The following is an 11,633-nucleotide window of genomic DNA, read 5'->3' on the forward strand; positions in this document are numbered from 1 at the left end:
CGCGCTGGCGGTCGTCGAAGTCGATGTCGACGTCCGGGGGGTTGATGCGCTCGGGGTTCAGGAACCGCTCGAACAGCAGGTCGTGCTCCAGCGGGTCCAGCTCGGTGATCCGGGTCAGGTACGCCACCATCGAACCGGCCGCCGACCCTCGGCCGGGGCCGACCGGGATGCCGTTGTCGCGGGCGTACTGGCAGATGTCCGCGACCACGAGGAAGTAGGCGTCGAACCCCATCGGGGTGATGACGCCCATCTCCAGCTCGATCCGGTCCAGCACCTCCTGGCTCGGGTTGTCGCCGTAGCGCACCTTCAGCCCGGCCGCGATCTTCTTGCGCAGGAACGACGCCTGGGTCTCGCCCTCGGGGACGTCGAACTGCGGCATCCGGTCGATGTAGGTGAAGACCTCGTCGTACGACTCGATGCGCTCGGCGATCAGCAGGGTGTTGTCGCAGGCCTCGGGCAGCTCGCGGAACAGCTCGCGCATCTCGGCGGCGGTCTTGATGTAGTAGCCGGTGCCCTGGAACTTGAAGCGGTTCGGGTCGTCCTTGTTCTTGCCCACGCCGACGCAGAGCAGGCTGTCGTGGGCGTCCGCCTGGTCGGCGGTCACGTAGTGCGAGTCGTTGGTGGCCAGCAGCGGGATGTTCAGCTGCTTGGCCAGGCGCAGCAGGTCCTCGCGGACGTCCCGCTCGATGGACAGGTCGTGGTCCATCAGCTCCAGGAAGTAGTTCTCCTTGCCGAAGATGTCCTGGTAGGCCCCGGCGGCCTTGACCGCCTCGTCGTACTGCCCCAGCCGCAGCCGGGTCTGCACCTCGCCCGAGGGACAGCCGGTGGTGGCGATGATCCCGGTCGCGTTCGCCGAGATCAGCTCCCGGTCCATCCGGGGCTTCATGTAGTAGCCCTCCATCGACGCGAGCGAGGAGAGCTTGAACAGGTTCCGCAGGCCGGTCGCGTTCTGCGCCCACATGGTCATGTGGGTGTAGCGGCCGCCGCCGGACACGTCCTTGCCGCCCTCGCCGTCCGCGCTGGCCGGCCGCTGGCCGCCCGGGGACCAGAAGACCTGCTTCTTCTCGAAGCGCGAGCCGGGGGCGACGTACGCCTCGATGCCGATGATCGGCTTCACGCCGGTCTTGGCGGCGGCGTGGAAGAACTCGTAGGCGCCGAACATGTTGCCGTGGTCGCTCATCGCGATGGCCGGCATGCCCTGCCGCTCGGCCTCCGCGAACAGCTTGCCGTTCTTCGCCGCCCCGTCCAGCATCGAGTACTCGGTGTGGACATGAAGGTGAGCGAACGTGTCAGACACTGCGGTGAGGCTCCTCGCGGATCGGGCCCGGACAGAACTGCTCAACCCTAGCGGGAGTCGCGCAGCGGTCTGGAATCGATCACCGGGGGACGAGGTGTTCCTGATGCACTCCCTACGCGCGGGGCCGCCCTGTGCCAGGGCGGCCCTACGGGCCCTGGGTGAGGGTGATCCGGATGCCGGTCGTGCCCTGCTCGCCCCGGCGCAGCCGGCTGCCCAGCAGGGTGAGCACACCGAGCAGGCCGTACTTCTGGCGGAGCAGGGTGCGGTAGGCCGCCGTGCGCTCCGGCGGGCAGATCTCCGCCACGGCCGGTACCTGCTCGCCGGTCGGGTTGCCCCGCACGTCGCACGGGCCGACCAGGACGTCGGCGCGATTGCGGATGCGCCGCACCTTCCAGGACTCGGTGACCGTCCAGATGCCGAGCGCGTCACCGTCCCGGACCACCCAGACCGGGGTGGGCACCCCGGTGCCGTCCTTCCGGAAGGTGGTGACCAGCAGGTAGTTCCCGGCGGCGAGTCGGACGAGGCGTTCGAGCCCCTCCGGCGGCGTGGCGTTCATGCCGGGAAGTCTAGGTCCTGGGCCGCAGCGGGAAGTCGCAGGCCGCCAGGTGGCCGTCCGGGCCGTAGGCCGTCAGCGGCGGCCCGGTCTCCGCGCAGAACTGGGCGGGCAGCAGGGATGCGCCGACGATGTGGGCGGATCCGCCGAGGGCGTTGAACAGCAGGCCGGAGACCGGGCGCTGCTCGATGCAGTCCACGGAGGTGCCTCGACCAGGCGCACGGGTGGCTTTTCCGGCGGCCCGGAAGGCGTAGGCGTTTCCGGGTTTCCTCGGCATAATGCCGGCCCCGCGCCGCCCGGTGCTACCGGGCAGGCCCATTTCTCGGACGGAGAGAAGCCTCGGAACGGCTGCAGTTCGTCAGGTTTCCATCAAGGAAGGGATCTTGAGGCCGAGTATGCTCCTTTCGGCGGGGAGCCGGGAGAATCCGGGGAAAGCAGGCCGCCGAATTCGCCTTTCATGGAATTCTCGCCATCCGTCCGGTGAATTTCCGGGCGAAAACAGGAGCGTGCGGGGTGCCCGGCCCCTAGGGGGCGAATAGGGGTTGTGGGTCTGTTGGAGCCGCTCTTAGCGTGACGCGAGGGAGCGGCGTCTGCCAGCGCTTTTACGACCGCCATTACGGCGGCCGTCGGTGGGACGCCGCCCACGGCATACCGCCGCCCGGTCGGAAAAACCTCCTGCCTGGGCGATATCCCGCTCGTAGCTGCAAAGCCGTAAAGAGGGCACATCGAATGGCGAATGAAGAGACACTCCGCGGCTACCTCAAGCGGGTGACGGCCGATCTGCACCAGACCCGGCTCCGGCTGCGCGAGGTGGAGGCCAAGGACCAGGAACCGATCGCCATTGTCGGAATGAGCTGCCGCTTCCCGGGCGGCGTCGGCTCGCCCGAGGACCTGTGGCAGCTGGTCGTCTCCGGCGGGGACGCCATGTCCGAGTTCCCGGCCGACCGGGGCTGGGACGTCGAGGCCCTCTACCACCCGGACCCGGACCACCCCGGTACCAGCTACACCCGCGAGGGCGGCTTCGTCCACGACCTCGCGCACTTCGACCCCGCCGTCTTCGGCATCAGCCCGCGCGAGGCGCTGGCGATGGACCCGCAGCAGCGCCTGCTGCTGGAGGCGTCCTGGGAGGCGTTGGAACGGGCCGGCATCGACCCGCACTCACTGCACGGCAGCCGGACCGGCGTCTTCGCCGGCACCAGCGGCCAGGACTACCTGGCCGTCCTGCTGAGCTCCACCGACGACGTCGAGGGCTACCTCGGCACCGGCAACGCGGCCAGTGTCGCCTCCGGCCGGATCGCCTACAGCCTGGGGCTGGAGGGCCCGGCCGTCACGGTGGACACCGCGTGCTCCTCCTCGCTGGTGGCGCTCCACCTGGCGGTACAGGCGCTGCGGAACGGCGAGTGCACCCTGGCGCTGGCCGGCGGCGTCACCGTCATGAACACCCCGGGTACCTTCGTCGACTTCAGCCGCCAGCGCGGCCTGGCGGCCAACGGGCGCTGCAAGTCCTTCGCCGACGCCGCCGACGGCACCGGCTGGGCGGAGGGCGTCGGCATGGTGCTGGTCGAGCGGCTGTCCGACGCCCGCCGCAACGGCCACCCGGTGCTGGCGATCGTCCGCGGCTCCGCCGTCAACCAGGACGGCGCCAGCAACGGCCTCACCGCACCGAACGGCCCTTCGCAGCAGCGGGTCATCCTCCAGGCGCTCGCCAGCGCCCGGCTCACCCCCGACCAGGTCGACGCCGTCGAGGCGCACGGCACCGGCACCATGCTGGGCGATCCGATCGAGGCCCAGGCGCTGCTCAGCACCTACGGGCAGGACCGTCCGGAGTCCTCGCCGCTGTGGCTGGGCTCGCTGAAGTCCAACATCGGGCACACCCAGGCCGCCGCCGGAGTCGCCGGTGTGATCAAGACGGTCATGGCGATCCGGCACGGTGTACTGCCGAAGACCCTCCACGTGGACCGGCCGACGCAGAACGTGGACTGGTCGGCGGGCGCCGTCGAGCTGCTCACGGAGGCCCGGCCGTGGCCCGAGACCGGCCGGCCCCGCCGGGTCGGCATCTCCTCCTTCGGCATGAGCGGCACCAACGCCCACACCATCATCGAGCAGGCGCCGGAGGACACCGCCGCACCCGGCGGCGAGCCCGACCCGGCAGGCCCGGCCGAGCGGCCGTCCCGGGCCGGGCAGGCCGCCGCACTGCCGTGGGTGCTGTCCGGCAAGGGCGAGGCCGCGCTGCGCGCGCAGGCGGCCCGGCTGCGCGAGCGGCTGGACGGCGAGCGGCCGGACGGCGACCCCGGCCTCGAACCGGCGGATGTGGGCTACTCGTTGGCGGTGGGCCGGGCGGCGCTGGAGCGTCGTGCGGTGATCGTTGCCGAGGACCGGGAGGAGTTCCGCCGGGGCCTGAGCGCGCTGGCGGCGGGCGAGTCGGCGGCGAACGTGGTGCAGGGTTCGGTGGTTGAGGGCCGGACGGCGTTCCTGTTCACGGGGCAGGGGAGTCAGCGGGTCGGGATGGGCGCCGAGCTGTATGCGGCGTTCCCGGTGTTCGCCGGGGCTTTCGACGCGGTGTGTGTGGAGTTGGACCAGCACTTGGAGCGTCCGCTGCGCGAGGTGGTGTTCGCGGGTGAGGGTGGTCTGCTGGACCGGACCGAGTACACGCAGCCTGCGTTGTTCGCGGTTGAGGTGGCGCTGTTCCGTCTGGTGGAGTCGTGGGGTGTCCGGCCGGACTTCCTGGCGGGTCACTCGATCGGTGAGCTGGCTGCTGCGCACGTCGCCGGGGTTCTCTCGCTGGCTGATGCTGCGGTTCTGGTGGCGGCTCGTGGTCGTCTGATGCAGGCGTTGCCCGCTGGTGGTGCGATGGTGGCGGTGCAGGCGTCGGAGGCGGAGGTGCTGCCGCTGCTCAGTGGTGAGGTGGGTGTTGCGGCGGTCAACGGGCCTTCGTCGGTGGTGATTTCCGGTGCTGAGGCTTTGGTGCTGGAGGTTGCGGAGAAGCTGGCCGCCGACGGCCGGAAGACGAAGCGGCTGACGGTGAGTCATGCGTTCCACTCGCCGTTGATGGAGCCGATGCTGGCGGAGTTCCGGTCGGTTGTGGCGGGGCTGACGTTCGACGCTCCTCGGATTCCGATCGTCTCCACGCTGACCGGTGGGATCACCGATGAGCTGTGCACGCCCGAGTACTGGGTGCGGCATGTGCGTGAGGCGGTCCGCTTCCACGACGCCGTGCAGGCGCTGGAGGGTGAAGGCGTCCGTACGTTCGTGGAGTTGGGGCCGGACGGTGTCCTGTCGGCGATGGGTCAGGAGTGTGTGACCGAGGTGGTGGTGTTCGCGCCGGTGCTGCGCGGAGACCGTCCTGAGGTGCGGGCGCTGACCACGGCTCTGGCACAGGCGTATGTGCGTGGTGCGGGCGTGGCGTGGGAGGCGGTGTTCGCGGGTACCGGCGCGCAGCGCGTCGACCTGCCGACCTACGCCTTCCAGCGGCAGCGCTACTGGCCGACGGCCGCAGCCTGGGACGAGACCGCCGCCGTGGGCGGCGGTGGTACCGACCCGGCGGACGCCCGGTTCTGGGAGGCCGTCGAACGCGGCGACCTGGAGATGCTGACCGCCACCCTGGACCTCGACGGCGACCAGCCGCTGAGCTCGGTCCTGCCCGCTCTGACGGCCTGGCGCCGGCAGAACCGGGACCAGTCCACGGTCGACGGCTGGCGCTACCGGATCAACTGGCGACCGGTGGCGGAGACGCCGTCGGCCACGGTCTCGGGCGAGTGGCTGCTGGTGGTTCCGGCCGACCGGGCCGAACACGAGTGGCCGACGGCCTCGGCCGGAGCGCTGGCGCAGCGCGGCGTCCGGGTCCGGCCGGTCCTGTTCGACGCGGCGACCACCGACCGTGCCGAGCTGACCGAACGGCTGCGCGCCGCGCTGCCGGAGGACGGGCCGACGATCGCCGGTGTGCTCTCGCTGCTCGCCCTGGACGACAGCCCGCACCCCGGACTCCCGTCGGTGCCGGCCGCCCTCACCGGCACCCTGGCGCTGGTCCAGGCCCTCGGGGACGCAGGTGTCGAGGCGCCGCTGTGGTGCGCCACCCGTGGGGCGGTCTCGACCGGGCGGTCCGACCGGCTGCAGAGTCCGAGGCAGGCCCAGGTCTGGGGTCTGGGCCGGGTCGTGGCGCAGGAGTACCCCGAGCGCTGGGGCGGTCTGGTCGACCTCCCCGAGGTCCCGGACGAGCGTGCGCTGAGCCGGCTCGTCGCCGTGCTCGCCGGCCTCGGCGACGAGGACCACCTGGCCGTCCGGCCCTCCGGGATCCTGGCCCGCCGACTGGTGCGGGCCCCGCACGGTGAGACGCCCGTCCAGGGCTGGTCCCCGCGCGGTACCGCGCTGGTGACCGGTGGTACCGGTGCGCTGGGTGCCCATGTCGCCCGCTGGCTCGCCCGCGCCGGTGCCGAGCACCTGGTGCTGACCGGCCGCCGTGGCCGGGCCACTCCGGGAGTCGCCGAACTCGAGGCCGAGCTGGTCGGGTTGGGCGCCCGGGTGACCGTCGCCGCCTGCGACGTGGCCGACCGCGAGGCGCTCGCCGTACTGCTCGACTCGCTCCCCGCCGAGTACCCGCTGAACACCGTCGTGCATGCGGCGGGTGTGCTGGACGACGGTGTGCTGGACGCGCTGACACCGCAGCGACTGGCGGGCGTGCTCCGTCCCAAGGTGGACGCGGCCGTCAACCTGCACGAGCTCACCCGGGACCTCGACCTCTCGGCCTTCGTGATGTTCTCGTCCTTCGCCGGTACCTTCGGCGGCCCCGGCCAGGCCAACTACGCGGCCGCGAACGCCTTCCTGGACGCGCTCGCCGAGCAGCGCCGCGCCGCCGGGCTCCCCGCCACCACCATGGCCTGGGGCGCCTGGGCCGAGGGCGGCATGGCCGTGGACGAGGTGGTCACCGAGCGACTGCGCCGAGGCGGCGTGCCCGCTCTCGCCCCGGACCTCGCCGTCGCCGCCATGCAGCACGCGCTGGACCGCGACGAGACCTTCTCGATCGTGGTGGACATCCTCTGGGACCGCTTCGCGCCCCAGTACACCGCCATCCGTCCGAGCACCCTCTTCGACGAAGTGGCCGAGGCCCGGCGGGCCATGGCGGACGCCGCCGCCGAGGAGGCCGCGCAGTCCGACGCCTCCTCGCTCCAGCAGCAGCTGGCCGCCGCCTCGCCGGGCGAGCGCAGCCGGCTGGCCCTGGACTTCGTCCGCGCCCAGGTCGCGGTCGTGCTCGGATACCCGGGACCGGACTCCGTCGAACCCGGCCGAGCCTTCCGGGAGTTGGGCTTCGACTCGCTGACCGCCGTCGAGCTGCGCAACCTGCTTGCCGCGCTCACCGGTCTGCGGCTGCCCGCCACGCTCGTCTTCGACTACCCCAGTGCCACCGCGCTCGCCGAGCACCTGAGCGCCGAGATCCTGGGCGCCGCGCCCGCGATCGCCCCGGCCGCTCCGGTTCCGGCGCTGACGGCGGGTGCCGTGGACGACGATCCGATCGCGATCGTCGGCATGAGCTGCCGCTTCCCCGGCGGCGTGGCCACCCCCGAGGACCTGTGGCGGCTGCTGTCCACCGGGACGGACGCCCTCGTCGGCTTCCCCGCCGACCGGGGCTGGGACCTCGACGCCATCCACCACCCGGACCCCGAGCACCCCGACACCACCTATGTGACCGAGGGCGGCTTCCTGGCCGAGGCCGGCGCCTTCGACCCGGGCTTCTTCGGGATCTCGCCGCGCGAGGCGCTGGGCATGGACCCGCAGCAGCGGCTGCTGCTGGAGACCTCCTGGGAGGCGTTCGAGCGGGCGGGCATCGACCCGGCCACCCTGCGCGGCAGCCGCACCGGCGTCTTCACCGGCACCAACGGCCAGGACTACCTGCCGCTGATCCTGAGCGCGCCCGACGGTTCCGAGGGCTTCCTGGGCACCGGCAACGCGGCCAGCGTGATGTCCGGCCGGGTGGCCTATGCGCTCGGTCTTGAGGGCCCGGCCGTCACCGTGGACACCGCCTGCTCGTCCTCACTGGTCGCGCTGCACTGGGCGATCCAGGCGCTGCGCGCCGGGGAGTGCTCGCTGGCGCTGGCGGGCGGCGTGACCGTGATGTCGACCCCGGGCGCCTTCATCGACTTCAGCCGCCAGCGCGGCCTGGCCGCCGACGGCCGCTGCAAGGCGTTCGCGGCAGCGGCCGACGGCACCGGCTGGGGCGAGGGCGTCGGCATGCTCCTGGTCGAGCGGCTCTCGGACGCCCGCCGCAACGGCCACCAGGTACTGGCGGTGGTACGCGGCTCCGCCGTGAACCAGGACGGCGCCAGCAACGGTCTGACCGCGCCCAACGGACCCTCGCAGCAGCGGGTGATCCGGCAGGCGCTGGCCTCGGCCGGCCTGTCCGCCGGTGAGGTGGACGCGGTGGAGGCGCACGGCACCGGCACTGCACTGGGCGACCCGATCGAGGCCCAGGCGCTGCTGGCGACGTACGGCCAGGAGCGCCCCGAGGACCGGCCGCTCTGGCTGGGTTCGCTCAAGTCCAACATCGGGCACACCCAGGCTGCGGCCGGTGTCGCCGGTGTGATCAAGATGGTGCTGGCGATGCGGCACGGTGTGCTGCCGCAGACCCTGCACGTCGACCGGCCCACGCCCGAGGTCGACTGGTCGGCGGGCGCGGTCTCGTTGCTCACCGAGGCGCAGCCGTGGCCGGAGACCGGCCGTCCGCGCCGTGCGGCGGTCTCCTCCTTCGGCGTCAGCGGTACGAACGCGCACACCATCCTTGAGCAGGCACCGCTCGTCGAGGACGGGGACACCGGCATAACTCCGTTGGCGGACGGGTCGGTTGGGACATCGTCGGTCGGGACATCGCCGGTCGGGGGCGCGGCCACCTCGATGGTGCCGTGGCCGCTGTCCGCCCGGACGGCGGACGCGCTGCGTGGGCAGGCCGAGCGCCTGCTGGCCCGGGTGGCTGCCGAACCGGAGCTCGACCCCGTCGACGTCGGCTACTCGCTGGCGACGACCCGGACGCCCATGGAGCGCCGGGCCGTGGTGGTGGCGGAGGACTCGGCCGGTCAGGCTCGCGCCCTGGCTGCGCTGGCCGCCGGGAACGACGCACCCGGCCTGGTCGAGGGCACGGCCGGACTGGGCCGGACGGCGTTCCTGTTCACGGGGCAGGGGAGTCAGCGGGTCGGGATGGGCGCCGAGCTGTATGCGGCGTTCCCGGTGTTCGCGGATGCGCTGGACGAGGTGTTCGCGCACCTGGACCAGCACCTTGAGCTCCCGTTGCGGGAGGTGGTGTTCGCGGGTGAGGGTGGTCTGCTGGACCGGACCGAGTACGCGCAGCCTGCGCTGTTCGCGGTCGAGGTGGCGCTGTTCCGTCTGGTGGAGTCGTGGGGTGTTCGGCCGGACTTCCTGGCGGGGCATTCGATCGGTGAGGTGGCTGCCGCGCATGTGGCGGGTGTGCTGTCGCTGGCGGATGCTGCTGCGCTGGTGGCGGCGCGTGGCCGGTTGATGCAGGCGCTGCCCGCTGGTGGTGCGATGGTGGCGGTGCAGGCGTCCGAGGACGAGGTGCTGCCGCTGCTGACCGCTGAGGTGGGTGTTGCGGCGGTCAACGGGCCGTCGTCGGTGGTGATTTCGGGTTCCGAGGCGGCTGTTCTGGAGGTTGCGGAGCGGCTGGCGGCCGAGGGTCGGAAGACGAAGCGGCTGACGGTGAGTCATGCGTTCCACTCGCCGTTGATGGAGCCGATGCTGGCGGAGTTCCGGGCGGTTGTGGCGGGGCTGGCGTTCGAGGCTCCCCGGATCCCGATGGTCTCGACGCTGACCGGCCAGGCCACGGATGAGCTGGTCACTCCCGAGTACTGGGTGCGGCATGTCCGTGAGGCGGTCCGCTTCCACGATGCTGTGCGGGTGCTGGAGGGCGAAGGCGTCCGCACGTTCCTGGAGCTGGGCCCGGACGGGGTCCTGTCGGCGATGGGTCAGGAGTGTGTGGCGGAGGAGGAGGCGGTGTTCGCGCCGGTCCTGCGCCGTGACCGCGCCGAGGCGCTCAGCTTCACGACCGCACTGGCGCAGCTGCACGTGCGTGGTGCCGGGCTCGACTGGCAGGCAGTGTTCGCGGGTACCGGCGCGCAGCGCGTCGACCTCCCCACGTACGCGTTCCAGCGGCAGCAGTACTGGCCGAACGTCCCGCCGCTGGGCGCGGGCGATGTGACCATGGCCGGTCTGGGTACGGCGGACCACCCGCTGCTCGGAGCGGCGGCGGAACTGCCGGACTCGGGCGGGTTCGTGTTCACCGGGCGGCTGGCGCTCTCCACCCATCCGTGGCTGGCCGATCACACGGTGCTGGGGAGTGTGCTGCTGCCGGGCACGGCCTTCGTGGAGCTGGCGATCCGGGCGGGCGACCAGGTGGGTTGCGACCTGCTGGAGGAACTCACCCTGGCCGCACCGCTCGTGCTGCCCGAACAGGGCGGGGTGCAGCTGCGCCTCACGCTGGGTGCGGCGGACGGGTCGGGCAGCCGGGCGCTGAGCCTGCACTCGCGTCGGGAGGACGCCCCCGCCGAGGAGCCGTGGATCCGGCACGCCACCGGCCTGCTGGCCTCCGGCGCGGGTACCGGTTCCGAAGTGCCCGCTCGCGCGGCGGCGTTCGCGGCGGAGCAGTGGCCGCCGACCGGCGCGACCGAGGTCGAGCTGGACGGCCGGTACGAGGCGCTGGCGGGGATCGGCTTCGACTACGGCCCGGTGTTCCAGGGCCTGCACCGGGCCTGGCGGCGCGGTGACGAGGTCTTCGCCGAGGTGCGTCTGCCGCAGCAGGCCGAGGCCGAGGCCGGCCTGTTCGGCCTGCACCCGGCGCTGCTCGACTCGGCTCTGCACGCACTCGGCCTGGTGGCCCCCGAGGGGACCGACTGGCAGGGCAGGCTGCCGTTCTCCTGGACCGGAGTGTCGCTGTACGCCGTCGGTGCCTCGGCGTTGCGGGTGCGGTTGGCGTCGACCGGGACGGACGGTGTGTCGCTGGAGCTGGCGGACGAGGCCGGCCGGCCGGTCGCGTCGGTGGATTCGCTGGTGCTGCGCGCGCTGTCGGCCGGGCAACTGCGGTCGGCGCAGGCCGCGTTCCACGAGTCGCTGTTCCGGCCGGAGTGGGTTGCACTGCCCGCCGGTGCGGCGTCCGAGGGCGGCCGTTGGGCGGTGCTGGGCGCTGATGCGCAGGTGCTGGGCGATCTCGGACGGAACGTCGAGGCGTACCCGGACCTGGCGGCACTCGTGGCGGATGCCGGTGCGGCGCCCGAGCTGGTGTTCGTCCCCTGCTTCGGGCCCGGCGCAGCGGAGCAGGACACGATCGGTGCCGTCCGGGCCGGTCTGAACCGGGTGCTCGACCTGGTCCGGTCCTGGCTGGCCGAGGACCGGTTCGCCGACGCGCAGCTGGTGGTGCTCACCCGTGGCGCCGTGGCGGCAGCCGCCGACGAGGACGTCACCGACCTGGCCCACGCCGCAGCGTGGGGCCTGGTGCGTTCGGCGCAGACGGAGAACCCCGAACGGATCGTCCTGGTCGATCTGGACGACGAGGAATCGTCCCGTGGCGCGCTGACCGCCGTACTCGCGGCGGGCGAGCCGCAGCTGGCCGTCCGGAACGGCGTGCTGCACGCGCTCAGGCTGGCCCGGGTCGAGGTCCTGGCCCGGCCGGAAGGGGCTTCGGAGGTCGAAGAGGCCGCCGAGGTCGAGGGTGCGGTGTTCGGTCCGTCCGGTACGGTCCTGATCACCGGTGGTACGGGTGCGCTGGGTGCGCTGGTGGCCCGGCACCTG

4 protein-coding genes are annotated in these 11,633 nt (G+C 72.4%); 1 reads left to right on the top strand and 3 read right to left on the bottom strand.

Features of this window, described 5'->3' with window-relative positions; genetic code table 11:
• The 3 genes from dnaE to UK12_RS40185 all read right to left on the bottom strand — a co-directional run.
• The coding region (gene dnaE / locus UK12_RS29935) for a DNA polymerase III subunit alpha (RefSeq protein WP_045306336.1) at positions 1-1,252 on the bottom strand (1,252 nt) is incomplete at its 3' end.
• A gap of 190 nt (positions 1,253-1,442) precedes the next feature.
• Positions 1,443-1,853, bottom strand: a complete 411-nt coding sequence (locus UK12_RS29940; RefSeq protein WP_045306337.1) for a PPOX class F420-dependent oxidoreductase — start codon at positions 1,851-1,853, stop codon at positions 1,443-1,445.
• 10 nt (positions 1,854-1,863) lie between these two features.
• Positions 1,864-2,049: a hypothetical protein gene (locus tag UK12_RS40185; protein WP_045306338.1), complete on the bottom strand. Its 186-nt coding sequence runs from the start codon at positions 2,047-2,049 to the stop codon at positions 1,864-1,866.
• A 530-nt stretch (positions 2,050-2,579) separates the two neighbouring features.
• Between UK12_RS40185 and UK12_RS29950 the strand changes: the two genes are divergently transcribed.
• Positions 2,580-11,633 (top strand): type I polyketide synthase (locus UK12_RS29950; protein ID WP_045306339.1); only part of this gene is annotated, 9,054 nt, incomplete at its 3' end.

Origin of the sequence: Saccharothrix sp. ST-888 (assembly GCF_000955975.1) — a bacterium.
In the GTDB taxonomy this organism is placed as follows: Bacteria; Actinomycetota; Actinomycetes; order Streptomycetales; family Streptomycetaceae; genus Kitasatospora.